This window comes from Solimonas aquatica (genome assembly GCF_900111015.1).
GTDB lineage: Bacteria > Pseudomonadota > Gammaproteobacteria > Nevskiales > Nevskiaceae > Solimonas > Solimonas aquatica.
This window is the reverse complement of record NZ_FOFS01000022.1, coordinates 1-23433: the sequence shown is the minus strand read 5'-3', so window position 1 is coordinate 23433 and position 23433 is coordinate 1. Positions and strand designations below refer to the sequence as shown.

Genomic DNA, 23433 nt, shown 5'->3' with positions numbered 1-23433 from the left:
GGCCACGCCAGGGATGGCGTGTCCGCAACGGCCCCGAGCACGTTGCACAGCGAAGGCACCCGCGCAGCGGGCGCCAGAGCCGGGGTGTGCTTTCTTTTGGTTCCTTTTCTTTGCACAAGCAAAGAGCGAAGCGACCTACGGGGGAGGCTTCGCGGACTCCGCCGCCGGAGGGCGGTGGAAGAAGGCAATAGATCGGGCGCAACACGAAGCAACAACAGCAAAGCCGTGGCGGGTTACGGCGCTTACGCGCCTAAGCCGCCCTACGGCGGCTGCGGCTGGTCGGTTCGGTGCGGCCGGGCGGCTTGCCAGCCTAATCCTTCCGGCTGATGCCGCGGCCAGTCCTTATTGCAAGACTGCGCCATCCTCAGAGAGCCCCTTGCCTGATCCGATGAGCGCCAAATTCGTGCCCCCGCCCGCCTACGTGCCCCCGCACGGCCTGCTGAACGGCAAGAGCGTGCTGATCACGGCGGCGGCCGGTGGCGGCATCGGCTTTGCGGCGGCGCGGCGCTGCCTGGAAGAGGGCGCGCGGGCGCTGCTGCTTTCGGATGCGCATCCGCGTCGCACCGAGGAAGCCGCAGCGGCGCTGCAGCAGGAATTTCCGCAGCAAGCGGTGTACGGCCGCGTCTGCAATGTCAGCGACGAGGCGCAGGTACAGGCCCTGGTGGATGAGGCCGAAGACAAGCTCGGCGGCACCGATGTGCTGATCAACAACGCCGGCCTGGGCGGCAGCAAGCGCGTGGTCGAGATGAGCGATGAGGAATGGCAGAAAGTCATCGACGTCACCCTCACCGGCACCTTTCGCATGACCCGCGCCATGCTGCGCAAGATGCAGCCGCGCGGGCGCGGCGCCATCGTCAACAATGCCTCGGTGCTGGGCTGGCGTGCGCAGCAGGAACAGGCGCACTACGCCGCCGCCAAGGCCGGCGTGATGGCGCTGACCCGCTGCAGCGCGCTGGAAGCCGCCGAATACGGTGTGCGCATCAATGCGGTCTCGCCGTCCATCGTCTTTCATGATCATCTGCGCAAGAGCGCGCCGCAGGAACTGCTGGAGCAACTCGCCAGCCGCGAAGCCTTCGGGCGCGGCGCGGAAGCCTGGGAGATCGCCAATGTGATGGTGTTTCTCGCCTCCGATTACGCCTCTTATCTGGTCGGCGAAGTGATTTCCGCCTCCAGCCAGCGAGCCTGAATCCCATGAGCAAACCCGTGTTCAACTCGCCCGAGCAGTTGCTCGCCGCCGTCGGCCAGAGCCTGGGCGTCAGCGACTGGCTGCAGATCGAGCAGTCGCGCATCGATCAGTTCGCGCAGGCCACCGATGATCATCAGTGGATTCATGTCGATCCCGAGCGTGCCAAGGCCGGCCCGTTTGGGGCCTGTATCGCGCACGGCTATCTGACGCTGTCGCTGATCTCGCGCTTTCTGCCGGAGATCCTCGAGGTGCGGATGAAGATGGGCGTGAACTACGGCTGCGAGAAAGTGCGCTTTCCCAGCGCCGTGAAAGCCGGCAGCCGCATTCGCGGCAAGGGCGAGCTGATCGGCGCGGAACGCACCAAGGACGGCGGCGTGCAGGCGGTGGTGCGGGTCACGGTGGAGATCGAGCACGAGACCAAGCCGGCCTGCATCGCGGACACCATCTCGCGTTTTTATTTTTAGTACGTCTATTAGTACGTCCATGTAACAGCTCGCGCCATCCTTGGCGCGGGGTTCAAACAAGGCAAAGACATGACTGAGGCAGTGATTGTTTCGGTGGCGCGCACGGGCATCGGCAAGGCCTATCGCGGCGCCTTCAACGATACCGAGGCGCCGGTGCTGGGCGGTCATGTCGTGCGCAGCGTGCTGGCGCGTTCCGGCGTGGCGCCGGAGGAGGTCGATGATGTGCTGATCGGCTGCGCGGCACAGCAGGGCACACAGGCCTACAACCTCGGCCGGCTCTGTGCCTATACCGGCGGTCTGCCGGAGCGCGTGCCGGGCATGACGCTCGACCGGCAGTGTTCCTCCGGCTTGCAGACCATCGCCATCGCCGCCAAGAACATCATCTGCGGCGAGCAGGACATCGCCATCGCCGGCGGCCTGGAGTCGATCTCGCTGGTGCAGAACGCGCACAAGAACAGCTATCGCTTCGTCTCGCAGGCGGTGCTCGCGGCCGAGCCCACGGCCTATATCCCGATGATCGAGACCGCCGAGCTGGTGGCGCAGCGTTACGGCATCACGCGCGCGGCGCAGGATGCCTATGCGTATCAGAGCCAGCAGCGCACGGCGGCGGCGCAGACCATGGGTCTGTTCGACGAGGAGATCGTGCCGCTGACGGTGGACAAGCAGCTGTTCGACAAGGAGGGCAAGCCCACCGAGAAACAGCGCGTGACGCTGGCGCGCGACGAGGGCAATCGCCCCGAGACCACGCTGGAGAGTCTGGCGGCGCTGAAGCCGGTGTGGAAGGACGGTCAGTGGGTCAGCCAGGGCGCGCACATCACCGCCGGCAATGCCTCGCAGCTCTCCGACGGCGCCGCTGCCGTGCTGCTGATGAGCCGCGAGCAGGCGCAGCGCCGCGGCCTGCAGGCGCTGGGCACCTATCGCGGCTTCGCGGTGGCCGGCTGCAGGCCGGACGAAATGGGCATAGGCCCGGTGTTTGCCGTGCCAAAGCTTCTGGCACGCGCAGGCCTCAGGATCGGCGACATCGGTTTGTGGGAACTCAATGAAGCCTTCGCTTCGCAAGTGCTGTACTGCCGTGATCAGCTCGGCATCGATCCGGCGCGGCTCAATGTCAACGGTGGTGCCATCGCCATCGGCCATCCCTTCGGCATGAGCGGCGCGCGCATGGTCATTCACGCGCTGCTGGAAGGGCGGCGGCGCGGTGTGCGTTATGTGGTAGTGAGCATGTGCATCGGTGGCGGCATGGGCGCAGCGGGCTTGTTCGAGGTTGGCGGCTGATGCGCACAGAGCGTTCGCGGCCAGGGCCGCTCCTACAGGACGAGGGTTCCTGTAGGCGCGACCCGGACCGCGACCCGCGCAATGGCGAACGGCAAAAGCCGGACACGATGGAGGAGAAGCAGATGAACACGCACGCGCAGCCTCTGCCCGCGCTGCAGATCCGGCGCCATGCGCGCCGGCACATCGCCGGCTGGCCGGCCATCGTGTTCGTGCTGCTGGTCTCGGCGGCGGCGATCTATGCCTTCTCGCCGCGACCCACGCCGGTCTTCCCGGCCACGCAGATTCATCCGCAGGACCTGCTGGTGACGGCGTTGGCCCGCCAGGACAGCCGCGTGATTGCGGTGGGCGAGCAGGGGCACATCCTGATTGCCGATGATGTGAACGGGCCCTGGCGCGAAGCCAGCGTCGAGCCGCGTCGGGCTTCCACGCTCACGCAGCTGCGTTTCATCGACGACAGGACCGTGATCGCCGTGGGCCACGACGCCTGGATCCTGCGCAGCGAGGACGCCGGCGCGAGCTGGAAGACGGTGTTTCATATCGACTCGCCCAAGGATGGACCGCTGCCGCCGGCGAACAGCGCCGCCGCAGCGCCGGCCGACGCCGGTTTTGTCGGTCCGCCGGACGACACCACCGCTGCCGACAGCGATGCACCGCCGCCGCTGCAGGCCGATCCGCTGCTGGGCATTGCCGGACCTTATGCCAACCGTCTTTATGCCTTCGGGGCCTTCGGCATGATGCTGAGCTCCGATGATCAAGGCCGCAGCTGGCAGCGGCTCTACAGCCCGGTGTTCGGCGATCATCATCTGAACGCCATGACGCAGCTCGCCGATGGCGCGCTGCTGGTCGTGGGCGAGCGCGGCCTGCTGGCGCGCTCCGAAGACGGCGGCAAGAGCTGGATCGAGCTTCCCTCGATCTACGGCGGCTCCTTCTTCGGCGCGCTGCGCCTGCCTTCGGGGGCGACGCTGATCTACGGCATGCGCGGCCATGTCTTCACCACGTCTGACAACGCCAGGAGCTGGCGGCCGCTGGAAATGCCGACCAGCAGCTCGCTGTTCGGCGGCGCGGTGAACGAGCAAGGCGAGGTGGTGCTGGTGGGCGCCGCGTCCACCATCATCAGCTCGCCGGACGGTGTGCAGTTCACGCTGCGCAACGGCGGCGGCCGCAATGACTACGCCAGCGTGCTGCCGCTGGATGGCGCGCGCTGGCTCACCGGCAGCGATGGCGGTATCCGCCTGGTCAGTGCACAAGCCACGGCAGGAGCCAGGCCATGAGTCACAACGCGCTGCTTTATCGCTGTGTGGATCGCATTGCCGACGGCTTGATCCGCTTCCGCCACTGGCTCTCGCTGCTGTTCGTCGGCATCACCATCTTCTTCGCCTACAGCGCCCTGCATGTGCAGCTGGACCCGGGATTTCTGAAGCTGATCCCGATCCGCCACGAGTACATGCAGACCATGATGCAGTACATGAAGAACTTCTCCGGCGCCAACACGATTCTGGTGAATCTGCGCTGGAAGGGCGAGGGCGACATCTACAACCCCGAGTTCCTGGAGTCGATGCGCAAGGCCACGGACGATGTCTTCCTGATTCCGGGCATCAACCGCACGCGCGTATCCTCGATCTTCACGCCCAACACCTATTACATCGAAATCACCGAGGACGGCTTCAAGGGTGAGCCGGTGGTGCCGGCGCGTTTCTCGGCCACGCCCGAGCAGCTGGCGCGTGTGCGGCACAACGTCGCGCTGTCCGGGCAGGTGGGCCTGCTGGTGGCCAACGACTTCAAGGGCGCGCTGATCCGCGCCGATCTGCAGGACTACGATCCCGACAACGGCGTGAAGGTGGATTACTGGGCGGTGCAGCAGCAGCTGGAAGACATCCGCCACCGCTACGAGAACAAGAACATCGAGGTCAACATCATCGGCTTCGCGCGCCTGCTGGGTGATGTCATCAAGGGCCTGATCGGCGTGTTCCTGTTCTTCGCCCTGGCCTTCGGCGTGACCATGGCCCTGCTGTATGCCTACTCACGCTCGATCCGGCTCACGCTCACCGCCCTGGTGGTGGCGCTGCTGCCGGTGCTCTGGCTGCTGGGCACGCTGCCTCTGATCGGCTTTGGCATCGACCCGATGTCGATACTCGTGCCCTTCCTGATCTTCTCCATCGGCGTGTCCCATGCGGTGCAGATGACCAATGCCTGGCGCCAGGAAGTGGTGGCCGGCGCCACGCGCATCGAGGCCTCGCGCGCCGCGTTCCGCAAGCTGTTCGTGCCCGGCGCGGTGGCCCTGCTCACCAATGCGCTGGGCTTTGCGGTGATCATGCTCATCGACATCCCCATCGTGCATGAGCTGGGCATCACCGCCTGCATGGGCGTGCTGCTGATGATCGTCACCAACAAGCTCATCCTGCCGATCCTGCTCACGCACATCCGCCTGGAACGCAGCAGCCTGGAATACTCCTCGCGGCCCGCCTCGCCGCGCGTGACCTGGGCCTGGAAGATGATCGCGCGCTGTGCCGAGCCCAAGTACGCGCTGTACACCTTCGTGGTCTGCTTCGTGGTGCTGGTCGTGGCCACGCAGGCCTCGCGCAAGATGGTGATCGGCGATTCCGGCACCGGCGCGCCGGAGCTGCGCCAGGACTCGCGCTACAACTACGACAACCGCGCCATCGCCAGCGCCTACAACATCGGCACGGATGTGCTGAGCGTGATTGTCGAGGCGCCGGACTTCGAAGGCGATTCCTGCCTGCATTATTCGGTGGTGCAGCTGGTGGACCGCTTCGAGCTGTTCATGCGCGGCGTCTCCGGCGTGCAGTCGGTGACCAGTGTCGCCGGCATCGGCAAGCTGGTGATCGGCGCTTACAACGAGGGCAATCCGCGCTGGCGCGGCCTGCCGCACTCGCAGGTGGGTCTGTCCACCGGCTCCAAGGCTTTTGATCCGAACCTCGGGTTCAACACCGACAGCTGCCGCGCGATCCAGGTGATGATTTTCACCCGGGATCATGAAGGCGCCACCATTCACCATGTGGTGGAGGAAGCCAAGCGTTTCATCGCCATGCATCCGGTGGACGGCGTGAAGATGCGGCTGGCCAGCGGCAACATCGGTGTGATGGCCGCCACCAACGAGGCCGTGGAAGCTGCCGAAGCCAAGATGCTGGCCGCGATCTTCGGCGCCCTGACCTTGCTGTGCCTGATCACCTTCCGGTCCTGGAAGGCGGTGCTCTGCGTGATTATCCCGCTGACCCTGGTTTCGATTCTCTGCAACGCGCTGATGGCGGTGCTGGGCATCGGCCTGAAGGTCGCGACCTTGCCGGTGGTGGCCCTGGGCGTGGGGGTGGGTGTGGACTACGGCATCTATCTGTTCGAGCGCATCCAGCATGATCTGGCTGAAGGCAAGGACTTCCACGAAGCCTTCTACGACGCCATGCGCGCGCGCGGCACCGCCGCCATCTTCACCGCCGTGACCATGGCCATCGGTGTCGGCACCTGGACCATGTCCGCGCTCAAGTTCCAGGCGGACATGGGCCTTTTGCTGAGCTTCATGTTCCTGGTCAACATGCTGGGCGCCATCGGCCTGCTGCCGGCGTTGGGAGCATGGTTCTTCCGAGCGAAGACTGGCGAGGTGCCGGGGCGGCTCGGCGACAAGGCGGCGTGAGTTGTTGCGTCAGTGCGGCGGTGAAATGGCAGCATAAACGTAGAGCGGGTTAGCGGCGCAGCCGCGTAACCCGCCATGGCTTTGCTGCTCGTTGCGGTGTTTTGTGCTCGATTGAGCCTTGGTTTCGTGCGCCTTCGGCGCCCGAGGTACTTCTCTTTGCTCGTGCAAAGAGAAGTACCCAAGAGAAAGCACGCCCTACGCCTCGCATCCGTCGCCGCTGACGCGGCGCCGGCAGGTAAGCGCTGCTCGCGTGCTCGGGGCCGTTGCAGACGCGCCATCCATGGCGCGGCTGCAACTGAGCCGAACTTCCTGTTCGGCTCTCCCGCTGCGCTCGCTGCGCTGCTCGGTGCGAGGCAAAGGGGGGTAGGTCACAAGCAACAGCGCAGCGACGCTTCGCGCGCGAAGCTGCTGTGGCTTTTGACTTTGGGGTCCCCGTCTCTGGCGCTGAGCTGTGCGGCGAGCGCAGGGGAGAGCCGGACATGGAAGTCCGGCGAAAGAACAGCCACGCCAGGATGGCGTGGCTGCAACGGCCCCGAGCACCTTGCACAGCGAAGGGCGCTTGCGCCAGCAAGCGGGCGCCGGAGCCGGGGTGTGCTTTCTCTTGCTTACTTCTCTTTGCACAAGCTAAAGAGAGCAGAAGCGACCTACGGGGGAGCTTCTGCCGCGGGCGCCGAAGGCGCACGAAACCAAGGCTCAATCGAGCACAAAACACCGCAACGAGCAGCAAAGCCCGGCGGCTTACGGCGCCCGCGCCTAACCCGCCCTACGGTGTTGTCGCGTTCGATCCGCCTGCTCGATTTGTTGTTTCGACGCGGTATGAAAGTGTCCCGCCAGCGGCTCGGCGAGCACGCCACGATCCGGCACAGCGTCAGCCTATAGCAGCCTCGTCCCCAGCGGCACCTCATGCTCCGGCACGCAAAGGCTCACGTGGCCCTCGGCATTGTGAAAGCCGGTGACCAGGCATTGCGACATCAGCGGGCCGATCTGCTTGGGCGGGAAGTTGATCACCGCCACCACCAGCTTGCCGATCAGCTCTTGCGGCTGGTACAGCTGCGTGATCTGCGCGCTGGATTTGCGCTGGCCCAGTTCCGGGCCGAAATCCACCAGCAGCTTGTAGGCGGGCTTGCGCGCCTCGGCGAAGACTTCGGCGCTGAGAATGCGCCCGACCCGTAACTCCACCTTCGTGAAGTCGTCCCAGCTGATGGTGTCCATTCAGGGCGTGCCGCCGGCGGCGGGTTCGGCGGCGGGCAATGCTTCGGCGGGAGCGGCCGGCGGCGGCACGGCGAGCGCTGGCGCCTTCTGCTGCCAGCGGTTGTCGGCATCGCGATACCACCAGCCCGGCGGCGCCTGCTCGATGTAGCGCTGCGCGTAGACCACGGCGATGGGGCTCAGCCAGCTGGGCTGGCTGTTGATCCGCGCCAGCTCGTGAAACAGCGCGGCGCGGTCGGCGTTTTCGCGGGCGATGAGGTCGCGGATGCGGTCGCGGGCATCGGCGTCCAGGCCGCTGGTGTCGTGCGTCTCCAGGAAGCCGTCGCGACCCAGGCCGATCTGGCCGGCGTCGAGCAGGGTCTTGAGTTCCGCCTTGCGGCTTTCCATCAGCTGGCGCAGGCGCTCGGTTTCCGCGGAGCGGGCCACGAAGCCCGGATTCGGCGCCGGCGGGGCGGGCAGCATCGAGCCGGGATACCAGAGCGATACGATCAGGCGGTCGGCGCTGCGCCGCGCCTCGTCCTGCGGCAGGGGCGGGACATGGCGGCAGGCGGCGAGCATCAGGATTGCCGGCAGGATGCGCAGGAAATATTTCATGGTGCGGACTCGGGACAGGCCCGGGCAGTATAGCGGCGCACCGGTATTCCTTACGGCACGCGCCGCCGGCCGCCGGTCGCCGGGGCATGCCGATGCGCCCCGCATTCGCCGTTAGACTGCCTGCCATGGATGCCAGTACTGTCTTGCGGCAATCGCCGCTGTTCGAGGATCTGGGCGACGAGGAGGTCGGCGCTCTGGCCCGGAGCGCGCGCCTGCTGGAGATTGCCAGCGGCTCGCAGCTGTACGCGCGCGGCACGGCCTGCGACTCCATCTATATCGTGGCCAGCGGCCAGCTGCGCGCCATCTACGATGCCGGCCGCATCGTGGCCAGCATCACGCGCCTGGAACCCACCGGCGAGATCAGCGCGGTGATGAACGAGCCGCACTCGGCCGATGTCTACGCGGTGCGCGACAGCGTGGTGGTGCAGCTGCCGGTGGCGGAACTGCTGGCCACGCTGCGCCATTTTCCCGATGCCATGCTGCGCCTGATGCGCATGATCACGCGCCGCCTGCGCCAGAACGCGCATACGCAGTCGCGTACGACGGTGCGCCGCCGCAACAGTTTCGCGGTGATCTACGGCACGCCGGGCGCCGCCGCGCAGCAGGTGGCGCAGCGGCTCAATGCCGAGCTGCACAATGTCAGCGCCTCGCTGCTGGTGGACGCCGCCAGCGTGGACGCGGTGCTGGGCGCCGGCGCCTCGGCGGCGGACAGCAATGGCGGCAACCATCGTCTGGTGGAATATCTCAACACCCTCGAAGCCGAGCATCCGCATCTGGTGCTGCTGTCCAACCCGCAGGCCGACGCCTGGGCGCGGCGCTGCATGGCGCAGGCCGACCGCATCCTGGTGGTGATCGACCCGCAGTCACAGCCCGATTCGGCGATGGTGGAAATGCTGCGCGGCAGCGGCGCGCAGGCGCCGGTGGAAGTGGTGATGCTGCGTCCGGATGGCGCCGGCGTCGGCGAGCTGCTGCGCTGGATGGACAAGCTGGACGCCGCCGGGCATTTCTTCGTGCGGCCGCAGCTGGAGTCGGACTGGAAAAGCCTGTCGCGGCAGCTGTCCGGGCGCGGCATCGGTGTGGTGTTCGGCGGTGGCGGCGCGCGCGGCTTTGCGCATCTGGGCCTGCTGCGTGCCATGCAGGAGCTGGATCTGCCGGTCGACCTGGTCGGCGGCACCAGCATGGGCGCGTTCTTCGCCGCGCTCACCGCCTGCGGCTACGACCACGAAGAACAGCGCCGCATCGCGCGCGAGACCTTCGTCAACCGCAACTTCCTCAACGACTATCTGCTGCCCACCATCTCGCTGATCCGCGGCCGCAAGTTCACGCAGCGCCTGCACGATATCTTCGGCGAGCGCAGCATCGAGTCGCTGCGCAAGCCGTTTTTCTGTGTCACCACCAATCTCACCCGGGGCCGCGCCAGCGTGCACCGCAGCGGCCCGCTGTATCTGTGGACCGCCACCAGCATGTCGGTGCCGGGCGTGGCGCCGCCGCTGGTCTGCGAGGGCGAGCTGCACGCCGACGGCGCGGTGATCAACAGCCTGCCCACCGATGTCATGCAGGGCATGGAGCGCGGCGCGATCATCGCCTCCGACGTCAGCACCGAAGGCGGCATCGCCGCGCCCGGCATCAAGGGCCCGGACCCGGAAGGCCTGTTCCGCTACAAGGACGCCGAAGCGCCCCGGCTGTTCTCGATCCTGTTCCGCACCGCCACGCTGACCAGCGAAAGCGGCGTGGCGCAGCGTGCCGCGCGCGCCGACTGCTATCTGCGCATGCCGGTCAGCCGCATCGGCATGTTCGACTGGAAGCGCATGGACGAGATCATCGACCGTGGCTACCAGCACGCGATGGCGCAGCTGTCGCCGCTGCGCGACGCGCTGTTGCCGGGCTGAGCTTCCGCGTCATCAACAGGCCCTAGGGCTGCACCACCTTGAATTCCACACGGCGGTTCTGGGCGCGGCCTTCGCGGGTCTGGTTGCTGGCCACCGGCCGCGACTCGCCGAAACCCTGGGCCTGCAGCCGGTTGCCGGCGATGCCTTGTGAGATCAGGTAGTCGCGCGCGGCGCTGGCGCGCTTGAGCGAAAGCTTGAGATTGTAGTCGGCGGGGCCCGTGCCATCGGTGTGGCCCTCGATGGCCAGGGCCATGCCCGGCTGGCCGCGCAAGCCCTCGGCGATGCGGTCGAGCTCGGCCTTGGACGAGTCCAGCAGCTGCGAGGAATCGAAGGCGAAGTTGATGTCGTGCACCACCACCTTGGCGGCCTGCACCGCGCAGCCGCGCGCGTCCACCTGCATGCCCACCGGCGTGTTGGGGCATTGATCCAGGCCGTCGACCACGCCGTCGCCATCGCTGTCACGCGGCGGCGGGGGCGGCAGCGGACAGCCCTTGTTGTCCACGGCGGCGCCGGCTGGCGTGTGCGGGCATTGATCCAGGCTGTCCGGCACGCCGTCACCGTCACTGTCGATCGGCGCGGGTGGCGGCGCTGGCGCGGGCGGTGGTGGCGGCGGCTGTGCGCGACCCAGCGCCACCTGCACGCCGGCGTTGATGCGGGTGTCGAGCAGACGGTTGCTGCCGGGATCGGTGTCGTCGTCGAACACCATGTAGCGTCGCGCGTCGATGCGCAGCGCCACATCGCGGGCCTGATCCAGATTGAACAGCAGGCCGCCGCCGGCATCGGCGTAGCCGTAGGTGTTGGCGTTGTAGTGGCGATAGTCATGCAGGCCGCCGCCGCCCAGCAGCAGGAAGGGCGACACCCAGCGGCTGCGACCCAGCGGATAGACCGCGAAGTCCAGGCCGCCGCCCCATTCACCCTCGTCGGCACCGGTGGCCTTGCGATCCGCCCGCTGGCCGAACACATTCAGTTCCGGCGCGAAGTAGTCGTTGAGCGGGAAGCCGAACAGCAGCGTGCCGCCCCAGCCGCGCTCCTGATCGCGCGCGTTGTCGGGCATCACGAAGCTGCCCTGCAAGCCGAAGTAGGGAATGCCGTCGCTGGTTTGCGCTGCCGCCACGCCGCTGGCACTGAGCAAGGCCACGGCCCACGCGTGTCTGGTCTGCATGATGTGCTTTCCTTCTGTCAGGGCTTCGGGGAAAAAGCGACAGGGCTTGAGCCAGCACGCTGCAAGCGCGAACGATCACGCCGTGTCGCCGCAAGAACGTCCGCATCTTGCGCGTCGGGCGACTGAATCCGGGCTTAACCTGCCGCTGGTTCGGGCGCGGGCGGGTCCTGCGTTGCCTTGCGTCTTGCACTGCGGCTCTGCGGCGACAGGCCGCTGAGCAGGCCCAGCAGCGCCACCACCGCCGCCGCATTGGCGGGGATCTGCAGATTGAAATCGGTGAGGCTGTGCAGGGCGATGCACAGCAGCGCCAGCAGCGCGCCCAGGGCCGTGCCCAGGATTTCCGGATCATGGCGCTGATAGAGCACGCGCAGGCCGCGCCAGGCCGGCAGCAGCACCAGCAGCGCGATCAGGCTCAGGCCCGGGAGGCCGGTCTCGATCAGGAACTGCGCATAGTCGTTGTGCGCGTGATCGTTGAACGCGAACACCTCCGGCGAGCGGAACTGCGGATAGGTATAGGCAAACGAACCCAGGCCGCTGCCCACCTGCCAGTAATGGCCGAGCATCCGCTGCAGATCGGCGAAGGTGCCCAGACGCATATCACCGCTGAGCTGATCGTGATGGAAGCGCTGCAGCAGCTCGTCGAGTCCGAACTCGCCGCCCACCAGCACCACGTCCACCAGCAGCACGGTGAGGATGAACAGCAGGCCGCGCCAGCGCACGCCCTGGCCGCGCAGCAGCAGATACAGGCTGGCGCCGAACGTGATCATGGTCAGGAAGGACAGCATGCCCATGCGCGAGCGCGAGGCCACCACGCCCACCGCAATCACCAGCAGCGCCAGCCGCAGCAGCGCGCTGCGGGTGAGCAGGGTGTCGATGAATTCGATCAGCACGCGGCGCCAGCCGCGGCCCTCCCGCAGGCGCGGCAGCTGCGCGAGGATCAGGCCGGTGGCCAGCGCCCCGCCGATCTCCAGGCAGCCGGCGAAGTGATTGCGGTTGATGAAGGTGCCGGTGGCCGAACCCAGGTAATGCTGCTTGTGGCCGAAGGGGCCCAGCTCCAGGCCGCTGGCCACCATCAGGCCGCCGAACAGCGCCTGCGCCGTGGCCGCGGCGATCAGGCCGTAGAGCAGGATGCGGCGGTTGGAAGGCGTGCGCACGCAGCACAGCACCAGGTAGTACAGCAGGCCGTAGGCGGTGCTGAGCCAGAGCATCCATCGGGTGTCGGCGGGGCTCAGCGAGATGCGCAGCGGCGGCGCTTCGGGCAGATACGCGGCGGCGCGCTGCCAGGCTTGCAGCGAGGCCGGCGCCAGGCTGGCCAGCCAGTCGGAGGGCAGTGGCAGCAGCTGCAGCGCGATCCAGCCCAGCCACAGCAGCCAGATCAGCAGCAGGGTGCGCTGCACGCCGTCCAGGCGCGGCGCGGGAATGCGGCCGGTGACGATCAGCAGGGCCGCCACCGCGCCCAGCGCCGCCAGCAGCGCGGCGAACAGCTGCGTGGCGGCGGGCGTGTGGCTGCCGGCCGGCAGCTGCATCAGCGCCAGCAGCAGCACCAGCGCCAGGCTCAGCGCGCGGCTGGCCGGTGTACTGCGCGCGTGCTCAGTCATCGCGCGGCGCCGGCAGCACGCCGTGCTCGAAGCACCAGGCGCTCAGCTGCAGCGTGGTGTGCGGACGATCGCAGATGCGGCGCACGCCGGCCATGTTGGCGCAGACCTGGGCGATGTCGCCGCCCTGCGTCCACAGCGCGCAGACCAGTTGCTCGCGGCGCAACGAAAAGGCGGTGCGCAACAGATTCTGTGGCTGCACCTGCAGGGCGAAGCGCAGATCGGCGCGTGCCTGCTCGCGACCCTGCGGTGACAGCTGCGACCAGTCGTGGAGTTCGCGCAGCGCCAGACGCGTGCGCAGATTGCGTTCGCTGGGGCCCAGCGCGACGGCCTGTGCGCGCAGCGCCTCGGCCTGCTGCGGCTGCTGCTGCGCCGCCAGCGCCCAGGCATAGGGCCAGGTGGGGCGCTGCGCCAGGCTGACATCTTCCTGCGGTGTCGGCGGCGCCGGCACGCGCCAGAGCCCGAACAGGACCGCTGCGGCGAACAGCATCAGCAAAGTGCTGGCTGCGGCGCGGCGGCCGTTGGCACGGGCCTGCATCACCGGCTTCAGCCGTAGTAGCCGTAGCGGTAGTGGTAGCTGCCTTCGTAGCCGGCGCCGCGGCGCAGATCCAGATCGTTGAGCACCGCGCCGATCAGCGGCGCCTCGGCATTGCGCAGGCGACGCGCCGTGGAGGCCAGCACCTTGCGTGCGGTGCTGCCGCTGCGCGCCACCAGGATCACGCCGTCCATGTGCTTGGCGAACAGCAGGGCGTCGCTGACCAGCTGGCAGGGCGCGGTGTCGAAGACCACGCGGTCGTAGCGCTTGGCCAGCTCGTCGATCAGCGCGAAGAAGCGGTCGGAGGCCAGCATCACCTGCGGATTGTCGCGCGCGCCGCCTGCCGGCAGCAGATCGATGCCGGCGATGTCGCTGCTGGTCACTGCCTCTTCCAGCGTCGTCTCACCGGCGAGCAACTGCGCCAGACCGGGACGCAGCGGCGAGATGCCGAACAGCGCGCCGATGCGCGGCCGGCGCAGGTCGGCGTCCACCAGCAGCACGCGTTCGCGTTCGGCCAGCACTGCGGCGAGATTGCTGGAGATGGTGGTCTTGCCCTCGGCCGGCAGCGAGGAGCAGATCATCAGCTTGCGCATGCGCTGCCCTTCGCGGTCATTGAGCAGGATGCTGGTGCGCAGCGTGCGCACGCCTTCGGCGTAGATCGACTTGGGATCGTCGACTTCCAGGCGGCTGAGTTTTTCCAGGCTCTGTTCGCGGCCGGTCACATGCGGCAGCGAGCACAGCACCGGCACGCCGGCGAGTTCCTCCAGCTGCTCGGCATTGCCCACGGTGTTGTCCAGCGCCTCGCGCACCAGCACCAGGGCGGCGCCGAGAATCAGACCGAGCAGCACCGCGCCGGCGCAGATCAGCAGCGGCTTGGGCCAGTGCGCCTTGAGCGGCGGCACCGCGCGATCGATGATGCGCGCATTGCCCAGCTCCAGATCGGCAGTGGCCTGGGTTTCCTTGAAACGCTTGAGGAAGGTTTCGTAGAGCTCGCGGTTGGTGTCGACGTCGCGCTGCAGGACCTTGAGCTGGTAGTCCTTGCGGTCCAGGTTCTGGATGCGTCCGGTGGACTGGTAGACCTGCGACTGCAGATCGCCGGCGGTCTTGGTGGCCAGCTCGTAGTTGTTGCGGATGCCCTGCGAGGCGATGCGCAGCTGCGTGAAATAGGCGCGCGCGGCGGCGTCGTAGCGGGCCTTGGCGGCCTGCCGCGTCGGATGCTTGTCGCCATAGCGCGGCGCGATCTGGTCCAGATCCTCCTTGGCAGCCAGATAGGCGCCCTTGGTGGACTGCACCAGCGGGTCCTGCTGGATGGTCGGAATGTCCTGCAGTGCCTCGACGTTCTCGCCGGCGGCCTTGATGCGCCCGTAGACGTTGGCCAGCTGTTCGCGCTGCGCCTGCGCTTCACGCAGCCGGCGCGTGCGCTCGGTGATCTCGTCCTCCACCAGGCTGCGCACGCCGCCGACGTTGATCAGGTCTTCCTTCTCCAGGAAGGCCTGCAGCGCCTTTTCCGAATCCTGCAGCGCCTTGCGCGATTCCTCGACGCGCTGCGTGAGCAGGTCGGCGGCCTCGTAGCCCAGGCCGGTGCGCGCGGCGCGCTCGCGGCTCAGGTACTGATCGACGATGGCATTGGCGACGGTGGCCGCCAGCGCGGCGTCCTCGGAGTCGAACACCACTTTCACCATGTACGAGTTCGGCACCGGATCGATGCGCAGATCGTCGAGCAGGGCTTCGGTGAGCGTTTCGCCGCGCGAGCGCAGCGCCGCGAGATTCAGGCCGTCGTACAGGAACGGCACCCAGTCCTGCACGTGCTGCAGCATGCGGTCGCGCCAGCGCTGGCGCGTGGGGCCTTCGGGGCCGGGCTTGTATTTCTCGACATACAGCGGGTGCTTGGCCAGCTGCAGCTTGGTGACCACCGAGTCGATCAGCTCGCGCGACTGCAGCAGCTCGTACTGCGTGCGGTGATACTCGCGCACCACGCTGGACGGGTCGTAGACCTTGTCGATCTTGACCACATCGGCGTCCTTGGGCTCGATCAGCAGGCTGGCGCTGGCGCGATAGCTCGGCGACTCGATCAGACAGTAGCCCAGACCGATGACCCCGCCCAGCACGGTGAAAGCCAGCAGAATCCAGCGGTGCAGCCAGAACAGGCGCAGCGGCGCGAGCAGCGGCGATTCGCTGCTCAGTTCCCGGTCGATAGCGGGTAAGGGGCCTGCCACTGCAACACTCCTATGACTGTGGGCCGCCGCCGGCGCGACGCGGCCGCTCTGAGGTCTCTTGCTTCAGAACAGGCCCTGCGCGACCACCACGGTATCGCCCGGATAGACCGGGGTATCGAGGTTGGCGCTCTGTGCGTTGGTGGGCGTGGCTTCGCGGTAGACGGTGATCTTGTTCATGGAGGCGCGCTCGGTGAAACCACCGGCCAGCGCCGCCGCCTGGCGCACGGTCAGACCGGCGATGAAGCTGTAGCCGCCCGGAATCTTGACCTCGCCATTGATGTAGAACTTGCGGTACTCGGTGATCATCACCCGCACGTCGGGGTTCACCAGATAGCCGCCGCGCAGGCCCTGATCGATGCGCGCCTGCAGCTGGTCCACGGTCTGCCCGGCCACCGCCAGCTCGCCGAGGAAGGGATAGCTGACCGTGCCGGTCTGGCCGACCGCGAAGTCCATGCTCAGATCCGGCTCGCCGCGCACATCGATGCGCACGCGATCACCCACGCCGATGCGATAGCCCTGGCCGGCGGCGGCACGCGGCAGCGACGCCGGCGGGGTGAAGCTCGCCGTCGGCGGTGGCGTGAAGCTCGCGGCCGGCGGCGCCGCCCTGGAGGCTGCGACCGGCGCGGCTGCGACCGGCGCGGGTGCGGCAGGGGCGCTGGCGGGCTGACGCTGCTGCTCACGCTGCAGTGCGGGTTGCACCTGCTTGCGGAAGGCGGCGGCGATTTCGGCGGATTGCGAAGCGGCCGGACCGGCCTGTGCCGGGGAGGCGGCGGGCTTCACGGCGACGTCGGCCGGCGGCTCGCTGGCCTGGGTGCTGAGCCAGGCGCAGGACTGCAGCGCAGCGGCGCCCGAGAGCAACAGCGCAAGGCCAATGGCGTGCATCGCCCGCCGGGGCAGCTGGAACATGCCGACAAACCTCAAAGCCGTGAGTGGGGTCTCTTACAGCGCGATATTGATGCGCAGGGCCGTCACATTACGGTCGAAATCGAACCCATCGACATCCGAATCGCGCTTGGCGATGTCGAATGACAGACGAGCGGTCACCAGACGCAGGGCGCCAATATACCCGGACAGGTCATAGTCCACATAGAGCGAACCGGTATAGACGTTGTCGGAACGTTGATAACCCTCGAAGCGGTAACGATTGTAGTAACCGGCCACCGAGGTGGTGAGACGGTCGGTCCAGCCCTGCTTCCAGCTGCCGCCGACACGCTGGCGGTCGATGAAGGTGGACAGCAGCAGGTAGGACTCTTCGGTGCTGTGCGAGCCTTCCACCACGAACAGCGAATAGCTGGCCGGCTGATAGTTGAGCACCCCTTCCCAGTCCAGGGAGTTGTGGTCGCTGCGGTCCGAGGCGTCGCTGGCGCGGCTGAAGTAGCCCACCAGGCCGCGCATGGTCAGCGTCGCCAGCGGCTGCCACTGGGCGCCGACACGGGTGCTGATTTCGTCGCCGTCGCGGTTGCTGAAGCCGTTCACGTCGTTGGGAAACGAGATCTTGTGGTACTGCACATCGGCCAGCGCCGAGGTGATGTTGCTGAGCCGGAAGCGCAGCGCGCCCATCACGCCGGCGCGGTTGAAGTCCAGATAGCTGGTGAGCGTCTTGTTGTTGGTGTAGTGCTTGTCCGTGTAGTCGCCGCCCAGGGACAGGTTGAGCGTCGCGCTCGGCGCGCCGTAGGTATAGGTGAGATCCACCGAGGACAGCGCGTATTCGTCGACATCCAGCTGCGTGGTGCGGTCGAGCTCGGTGCGTTCGGTGCCGAAGGGGTCGTGACCTTCGCGGCGGCCAGCGTTGAGCTCCAGGCGGTTCTTGCCGGTCTGGTTGACCTCGCCCTTGAAGGCGATGCTGTTGTCGGTGTAGTTGTCGTGGCTGGTGCTGTCGTAGAAGCCGAACTCGCCGTCGTACTTGAAGGTGTAGCGATCATTGGCCGACAGCAGCTGGGCGCTCAGCTGCGGCTTGAGTATCGTCGCATTCGCCGAGGTGCTGTTCTGGTCCTGACGGTAAATGTTGCTGTCGTGCAGGTACTGGGCATCGAACTCGGGCATCAGCGTCCAGCCGCTGCCCAGCTGGATGCCGAGATCGCGCTGCTCGGCGGCGGCCGGCAGGCTGGTCAGAAGGCTCAAGCCGAGCAGACCCCAATTGAGACGGTTCAAGAAATGGCTCCCCATTCGTGAAATCAGAAAGCTGCGCCGGCCCCTACCGTACGCAGCCCTGCGTAAGCTGTTTCAGTTACCCAAGCTTCAGCTGGAAGGGCTGGCGCAGGGATCCGTGGCGCCACCGCAACTGGCGGGCGGCGTGGTGATGACGCGGTCCGGCACCGCGCGCAGGCGCGTGGACTTGAGCAGCAGCGAGCTGGCGACTTCGATGATGAAGCGGCCGGTGTCGCTGTTCTTCACGCCTTGCGCGGCCGTCAGCGTCGCGGCGCGGAAATCCTGTTCCGACATCAGCGGGAAGATGCAGGTCATCAGCGCGGCTGCCTCGTCCGGCAGAATCGTAGCGCTGGCGATGATGGCGTCCGCAGCATTGCGCGTGGAGCCCGCCGCAGCGGTGCACGCCGATTGTTCGGCCGCCTGGGCCGGCGCCATCTGCATTCCGCAGAGACCCATGGCCAACAGGATGAGAACCTTTGAGCCTTTTCGCATCTTCATCGTGATCCCCCCAAAAAACCCATTACTGCCTCTTACTGCAAGTTGAATCATATCGGTTTGCCAAGGCATAACAAAGCGGAGAATTTACTATCCGGCGAAACCCGACTCCTTGTCAGCCTGCGGATTTCATCCGGCGGCGCCTTGCAGTAAGCAGAATTTCTGCCAAGACGGCAGACAGCCCGGGCGCGTCCCGGCAAACTGCAGGGGCCTGACCCGTGCTCCTGCCATTGCCATCACGCATGTCCCTGCCTTCCTTCGCCGTTATCGTGCCGACGCTCAACCCTGGCCAGGCCTGGCCGCCGCTCCTGGATGCACTGAAGGCACAGGCGGGTGCCGCGCCGCTGCTGATGATCGACTCCTCGTCCGACGACGGCTCCGTCGAGCAGGCCGAGCAGCGCGGCCTGCGGGTGATCCGCATCGCTCGGGGCGAATTCGATCACGGCGGCACGCGGCAGCGCGCGGCCGAGGCCGTGGAGGCCGAGGTCCTGATCTATCTGACGCAGGACGCGCTGCCGGCGGCGCCTGACAGCCTGGCGCAGATCCTCGCGCCATTTGCCGACCCGCAGGTCGGCGCGGCCTATGGGCGCCAGCTGCCGCGCCCGGGGGCCAGCGTCATCGAGGCCCATGCGCGGCTGTTCAACTACCCGGCGCGCCCGCATCGCGCGCGGCTGGCCGATGCCGCGCGCATGGGCCTGAAGGCGCCGTTCATGTCCAATTCCTTCGCCGCCTACCGGCGCAGCGCGCTGCTGGCGGTCGGTGGCTTTCCGCGCGGGGTGATCAACAGCGAGGACATGCACGTGGGCGCGCGCCTGCTGCGGGCCGGCTGGACGGTGGCTTATGCGGCGCAGGCGACGGTCTATCACTCGCATCGCTACAGCCCCTGGCAGGATTTCCAGCGCAACTTCGATGTGGGGGTGTTCCACGCCCGCGAGCCCTGGATCCGTGAAAGCTTCGGCGGCGCTGCCGGCGAGGGCTTCCGTTTCGTGCGTTCCGAACTCGCGCATCTCTGGCGCGAGGCACCGCTGCGTATTCCCGAGGCCTTGCTGCGCTCCACGGCCAAGCTGCTGGCCTGGCGTCTGGGGCTGCTGGAGGCACGTCTGCCGCCGGCCCTGAAGCGGCGACTGAGCATGCAGAAGCACTACTGGCGCGGCGCCTGACGCAGGGCGCGGGCGTAGATCGCCAGCCGGTAACCCTGCACGGCGGCGCAGCGCAGGCGCAGCGGCAGCGCGCGCAGCAGCGCGAGCTGGCGGCAGAGCAGGGCCAGCCAGCGGGTCGGCAGCCGCGCCGCCAGGCGCGCAGCGCGATACGCCGGCACCTGCCGGAAGGCGCTGCGTCGCGCGGCGATGCGCAGGAAATTGGCGGCGGACTCGTCCATCTTCGCCAGCAGCGTGCGCTCCTCGATCAGGCCCAGATGGCTGGCGCTGTTGTCGATGTGCAGGATGTCGCGCTCCGGCAGGCCCATGGCCCAGTCGGTGTCCTCATAGCCCCAGCCCTGGTATTCCTCGGCGAAGGGTTGCGTCAGCAGCAGTTCGCGGCGCACCAGCAGATTGTTGGTCATCACGTAGCGCGCGGGCGCGCGCTGGCGCTGCCAGGCCGGCGTGCACTCGGTGCGCAGGCTGAAGGCGTGGTAGAGCCGAAAGGGCGGCGCCGGCGGTGGCACGCGCTGATAGCTGCGGCCGCCGTAGATCAGCTCGGCGCCGTCGGCGAGCTTGAGATAGCGCAGCAGGAAATCATCACGGTCCGGCAGCATGTCGGCGTCGATGAACAGCAGGTGCTCGGCGCGCGCGGCTTCGATCAGGCGGTTGCGGATCGCGCTGCGGCCCAGGTTCTGCGGCGCACTCAGGATCTGTGCCGGCACGCGGCTGTCGCGCAGCACTGCCTGCAAGGCCTCGCGCCAGTGCGTCTGGGGCGAGCCGTCGTCGGCGAAGATCAGCTCGAATTCACCGGGCAGGGCCCCGGCCTGCCGGCTCAGCGCCTGCGCCAGCGGCGCCACCGCGCAGTTGTAGAAGGGCACGGTGATGCTGATGCGCGGGGGCGGCGCGTCCTGCGCGGCGGCGTTGGCCCAGACGCTCAGGGCTTGATTCATGAGGGCAGGGCGCCCTTGATGCCGCGCAGATAGTGCAGCAGCCCGCGCGCGGTGCCGCGCGCCAGCGCCGGCCGGCCGCGCAGCAGATTCAGCAAGCTGCGCGCGCAGCCGTAGACGAAGGTGGTGAGCGCATGGCCGAGGCTGATGCGCCGCGCCGCATAGAGCAGGTTGCGCGTGAAGTAATAGGCCTGCCGCTCGCGACGCTGCGCCTGCGTGGCGGATTCCTGATGCCAGATGCGGCCGGCCACCAGGAAGGGTTCTTCGCCGGGATGCGCGCGCCGGAACTCGCGACCGTAGTGGTAGGTGTACTCCAGGTCTTCGGCGTTGAGGAAGTAGTCCTCATTGAAGAAGCCCAGGGCCTGGGCGCGGGCGCGCGAGACCAGCAGCGAGGCGCCGATCAGAAAATCCAGGCGCTGATGCTCGCGGGCATGGCGTGGCGCCACCAGCCAGCCGTGGCCCAGGCGCTGACCGGCCCAGGCCTGCAGCCGCTCGGGGTGGTCGAAGTCATAGATGACGCTGCCGATGGGGCGGTCGTGAGGGTCCTGGGCATGTGCGCGACACAGCTCGGTGGCACAGTCGGCCGCCACCAGCACATCGTTGTTGAGCACCCAGAGCAGTGCGCAGTCGTGCTGGCGCAGGGCCAGGCGCAGGGCGGCGTTGTTGCCGCCGGCATAGCCCAGATTCCGGGTGCCGCGCACCAGAATCAGCGGCGCGTGCAGGGCTTCGGTGCCGTGCTCGTCCAGCACCTGCAGGTCCACCGGCTTGGGCCAGGGCGGCAGCACGCAGGGCTGCAGCGCTGCGGGCATTTGCGTGTCGGCAGCCAGTTCGCCGCGCGCCCAGGCCTGGATCCTTTCCACCGAGCCGTCGCTCGAGCCGTTGTCCCAGACCAGGATGCGCAGCGGCAGGGGTGATGGCATGCGCAGCAGGCTTTCCAGGCAGCGCAGGGTGACGCGCCAGCCATTCCAGTTGAGCACCAGGGCATACAGGGCTGGCGGCGAGCTGACCGTCGTGGATGAAGTCATCGACCTTGAGAGCGGATTTGTTTGCGGGCCAGGGTGCCGATAGCATAACAAGCTCTCCCGTTGTGACCGCCGTATCCGCGCTTAGGGGGCGCGGCGCAGGTAATGCTGTTCAATTCCTACGAGTTTCTTTTCGTCTTCCTGCCGATCACGGCCATCGTCTTCTGGCTGGCCCGCATTCACATCAGTCTGCGGGTCGCAGTGGGCTGGCTGGTGCTGGCCTCGCTGGTGTTCTACGCCTGGTGGAATCCGGTCTATGTGCCCTTGCTGGCCGGCTCGGCGCTGGTCAACTTCCAGCTCGGCATCTGGCTGGCCGACGCCCAACGCTGGCGTCTGACGCTGCTGCGCCTGGGCCTGGTCTGGAACATCGGCCTGCTGGCGTACTTCAAGTACACCGACTTCTTCCTGGCCTCGCTCAACACCGTGGCCGGCACGCAGATTCCGCTGCCGCACATCGTGCTGCCGCTGGCGCTGTCCTTCTTCACCTTCCAGAAGATCGCGTATCTGATCGACGTCTATCGCGGCGAGGTCACGGTCCGCAAGCTCGGTGATTTCCTGCTGTTCGTGACCTTCTTCCCGCAGCTGATCACCGGCCCCATCGTGCATTACCGCGACATCGTGCCGCAGATCGGCCTGACGCCGGCCAAGGGGCCGCGCGCCGAGGACATCGCCTTGGGCCTGACGCTGTTTTCCGTGGGCCTGTTCAAGAAGGTGCTGCTGGCCGATGGCATCGGCGTGCAGGTCAACGCCTTGTATCAGCTGGCCGGCAAGGGTGAGGCGCTGGATCTGTTCCAGTCCTGGACCATGGCGCTGTCCTATACCTTGCAGCTGTACTTCGATTTCTCCGGCTATTCGGACATGGCCACCGGCCTGGCGCGGCTGTTCGGCATCCGTCTGCCGCAGAACTTCGACTCGCCGCTGAAGTCGGCCAACATGCTGGAGTTCTGGCGGCGCTGGCATATGACGCTGTCGCGCTTCTTGCGTGACTACGTGTACTTCCCGCTCGGTGGTGGCCGCGGCGGGCTGGCCAGCAAGTGCTTCAACATGACCGTGACCTTCATGGTCAGCGCGATCTGGCATGGCGCCGGCTGGACCTTCGTCTGGTTCGGCGTCTATCAGAGCACGGTGGTGGTGATCAACATGCTCTGGGCCGAGCTGCGAGCCTGGCTGCGCTGGGGCGAGCGGGTCTGGTGGGATCACGGTCTGGCCATCGCCCTGAACTTCTTCGTCTGGACCGGCGGGCTGGTGCTGTTCCGTTCGGACAGCGTGGCCACCGCGCTGTCGGTATGGTCGGGCATGGCGGGCCTGCACGGCGCGCAGCTGCCGCAGCACTGGCAGCATGCGCTGGGCGGTCTGGGCGAACACTTGCAGGCCGCCGGCGTGCAGTTCGCCGCCGGCTCGCATCTGTTGCAGGCGCAGCAGCTGCTGCGCATCGCCTTGCTGGCGGTGCTGGCGTTTGCCCTGCCCAACATCTACGCCTTCACCGCGCGTTTTGATCCGGTGATCCGCCACGACAAGCTGGAGGTGAAAGTGCCGCGCTTTGCCTGGCAGCCGAATCTGCTCTGGGGCTTGATCATCGGGGCGATGGCTTTGCTGGCGGCGTGCAGCCTGTCGAATGTCAGTGAATTTCTGTACTTCCAGTTTTGAGCCAGCGCGCATGGCAACCATCGTGGGTCTTTCTGCCGCGCTGCCGCTCAGAGATGCGCCCCTCACTGTAGGGCGGGTTAGGCGCGAGAGCGCCGTAACCCGCCAGGGCTTGGCTGTTTGTTGGCCAGCTTGGTCTCTCGATCTATTGCCTTCTTCCACCGCCCTTCGGCGGCGGCCGCAGAAGCTCCCCCGTAGGTCGCTTCTGCTCTCTTTGCTTGTGCAAAGAGAAGTAAGCAAGAGAAAGCACACCCCGGCTCTGGCGCC

The 23433-nt window shown here is 67.2% G+C and carries 19 protein-coding genes; 8 read left to right on the top strand and 11 right to left on the bottom strand.

The window, feature by feature from the left end; genetic code table 11:
- The first annotated feature begins 388 nt into the window (after positions 1 to 388).
- The 5 genes from BMY12_RS19525 (at position 389) to BMY12_RS19505 (ending at position 6571) form a co-directional block, all read left to right on the top strand.
- A complete protein-coding gene (locus BMY12_RS19525) occupies positions 389 to 1186 on the top strand; it encodes an SDR family oxidoreductase (protein WP_093289670.1) in 798 nt (265 codons plus the stop codon).
- A 5-nt stretch (positions 1187 to 1191) separates the two neighbouring features.
- Positions 1192 to 1650 (top strand): MaoC family dehydratase, encoded by a 459-nt coding sequence (locus BMY12_RS19520; protein ID WP_093289669.1) that lies wholly within the window; start codon positions 1192 to 1194, stop codon positions 1648 to 1650.
- Between the two features lie 69 nt (positions 1651 to 1719).
- Positions 1720 to 2925 carry an acetyl-CoA C-acyltransferase gene (locus BMY12_RS19515; protein ID WP_093289667.1) on the top strand — a complete coding sequence of 402 codons (1206 nt, stop codon included), beginning with the start codon at positions 1720 to 1722 and terminating at the stop codon, positions 2923 to 2925.
- Positions 2926 to 3047: 122 nt separating this feature from the next.
- A complete protein-coding gene (locus BMY12_RS19510) occupies positions 3048 to 4196 on the top strand; it encodes a WD40/YVTN/BNR-like repeat-containing protein (protein ID WP_143069024.1) in 1149 nt (382 codons plus the stop codon).
- On the top strand, positions 4193 to 6571 hold the full coding sequence (locus BMY12_RS19505; protein WP_093289664.1) for an efflux RND transporter permease subunit: 2379 nt from the start codon (positions 4193 to 4195) through the stop codon (positions 6569 to 6571). Before BMY12_RS19510 ends, BMY12_RS19505 begins: the two co-directional genes overlap by 4 nt.
- A gap of 873 nt (positions 6572 to 7444) precedes the next feature.
- On the opposite strand, the gene BMY12_RS19500 is transcribed toward BMY12_RS19505, so the two are convergent.
- Together BMY12_RS19500 and BMY12_RS19495 are read right to left on the bottom strand one after the other, a co-directional pair.
- Entirely contained in the window at positions 7445 to 7783 is a 339-nt protein-coding gene (locus tag BMY12_RS19500) for a tRNA-binding protein (RefSeq protein ID WP_093289663.1), read from the bottom strand.
- Positions 7784 to 8374, bottom strand: a complete 591-nt coding sequence (locus BMY12_RS19495; protein ID WP_177189090.1) for a YdbL family probable chaperone protein — start codon at positions 8372 to 8374, stop codon at positions 7784 to 7786. It lies immediately after the preceding gene.
- A 125-nt stretch (positions 8375 to 8499) separates the two neighbouring features.
- On the opposite strand from BMY12_RS19495, the gene BMY12_RS19490 reads away from it, so the two are divergent.
- Positions 8500 to 10263, top strand: coding sequence for a patatin-like phospholipase family protein (locus BMY12_RS19490; protein WP_177189089.1), 1764 nt, complete (start codon positions 8500 to 8502; stop codon positions 10261 to 10263).
- Positions 10264 to 10285: 22 nt separating this feature from the next.
- Here the strand turns inward: BMY12_RS19490 and BMY12_RS19485 are convergent, their stop codons facing one another.
- The 7 genes from BMY12_RS19485 to BMY12_RS19455 all read right to left on the bottom strand — a co-directional run bounded on the left by BMY12_RS19485 (position 10286) and on the right by BMY12_RS19455 (position 18468).
- Positions 10286 to 11425, bottom strand: a complete 1140-nt coding sequence (locus BMY12_RS19485) for an OmpA family protein (protein WP_093289658.1) — start codon at positions 11423 to 11425, stop codon at positions 10286 to 10288.
- A gap of 134 nt (positions 11426 to 11559) precedes the next feature.
- Positions 11560 to 13023, bottom strand: a complete 1464-nt coding sequence (locus tag BMY12_RS20420) for an O-antigen ligase family protein (RefSeq protein ID WP_093289656.1) — start codon at positions 13021 to 13023, stop codon at positions 11560 to 11562.
- A complete protein-coding gene (locus tag BMY12_RS19475; RefSeq protein ID WP_093289655.1) occupies positions 13016 to 13558 on the bottom strand; it encodes a hypothetical protein in 543 nt (180 codons plus the stop codon). Before BMY12_RS19475 ends, BMY12_RS20420 begins: the two co-directional genes overlap by 8 nt.
- An 8-nt stretch (positions 13559 to 13566) precedes the next feature.
- Complete coding sequence (locus tag BMY12_RS19470) at positions 13567 to 15771, bottom strand: GumC family protein (RefSeq protein WP_093289653.1); 2205 nt, start codon at positions 15769 to 15771, stop codon at positions 13567 to 13569.
- A gap of 63 nt (positions 15772 to 15834) precedes the next feature.
- Positions 15835 to 16677, bottom strand: a complete 843-nt coding sequence (locus tag BMY12_RS19465; RefSeq protein WP_218140273.1) for a polysaccharide biosynthesis/export family protein — start codon at positions 16675 to 16677, stop codon at positions 15835 to 15837.
- Positions 16678 to 16710: 33 nt separating this feature from the next.
- Positions 16711 to 17922: an outer membrane beta-barrel protein gene (locus BMY12_RS19460; RefSeq protein WP_177189088.1), complete on the bottom strand. Its 1212-nt coding sequence runs from the start codon at positions 17920 to 17922 to the stop codon at positions 16711 to 16713.
- A gap of 87 nt (positions 17923 to 18009) precedes the next feature.
- Entirely contained in the window at positions 18010 to 18468 is a 459-nt protein-coding gene (locus tag BMY12_RS19455; protein ID WP_143069023.1) for a hypothetical protein, read from the bottom strand.
- A 188-nt stretch (positions 18469 to 18656) separates the two neighbouring features.
- Here BMY12_RS19455 and BMY12_RS19450 point away from each other — a divergent pair, with 188 nt between their 5' ends.
- Positions 18657 to 19574 carry a glycosyltransferase family 2 protein gene (locus BMY12_RS19450; RefSeq protein ID WP_093289649.1) on the top strand — a complete coding sequence of 306 codons (918 nt, stop codon included), beginning with the start codon at positions 18657 to 18659 and terminating at the stop codon, positions 19572 to 19574.
- On the opposite strand, the gene BMY12_RS19445 is transcribed toward BMY12_RS19450, so the two are convergent.
- Together BMY12_RS19445 and BMY12_RS19440 are read right to left on the bottom strand one after the other, a co-directional pair.
- The gene (locus tag BMY12_RS19445) at positions 19556 to 20503 is read right to left on the bottom strand and encodes a glycosyltransferase family 2 protein (protein ID WP_093289647.1); all 948 of its coding nucleotides are present in this window, start codon (positions 20501 to 20503) and stop codon (positions 19556 to 19558) included. The genes BMY12_RS19450 and BMY12_RS19445 overlap by 19 nt on opposite strands.
- On the bottom strand, positions 20500 to 21525 hold the full coding sequence (locus tag BMY12_RS19440) for a glycosyltransferase family protein (protein WP_093289646.1): 1026 nt from the start codon (positions 21523 to 21525) through the stop codon (positions 20500 to 20502). The genes BMY12_RS19445 and BMY12_RS19440 overlap by 4 nt, the downstream gene beginning before the upstream one ends.
- Before the next feature lie 102 nt (positions 21526 to 21627).
- Between BMY12_RS19440 and BMY12_RS19435 the strand changes: the two genes are divergently transcribed.
- Positions 21628 to 23169, top strand: a complete 1542-nt coding sequence (locus BMY12_RS19435) for an MBOAT family O-acyltransferase (protein ID WP_093289644.1) — start codon at positions 21628 to 21630, stop codon at positions 23167 to 23169.
- Positions 23170 to 23433 lie beyond the last annotated feature (264 nt).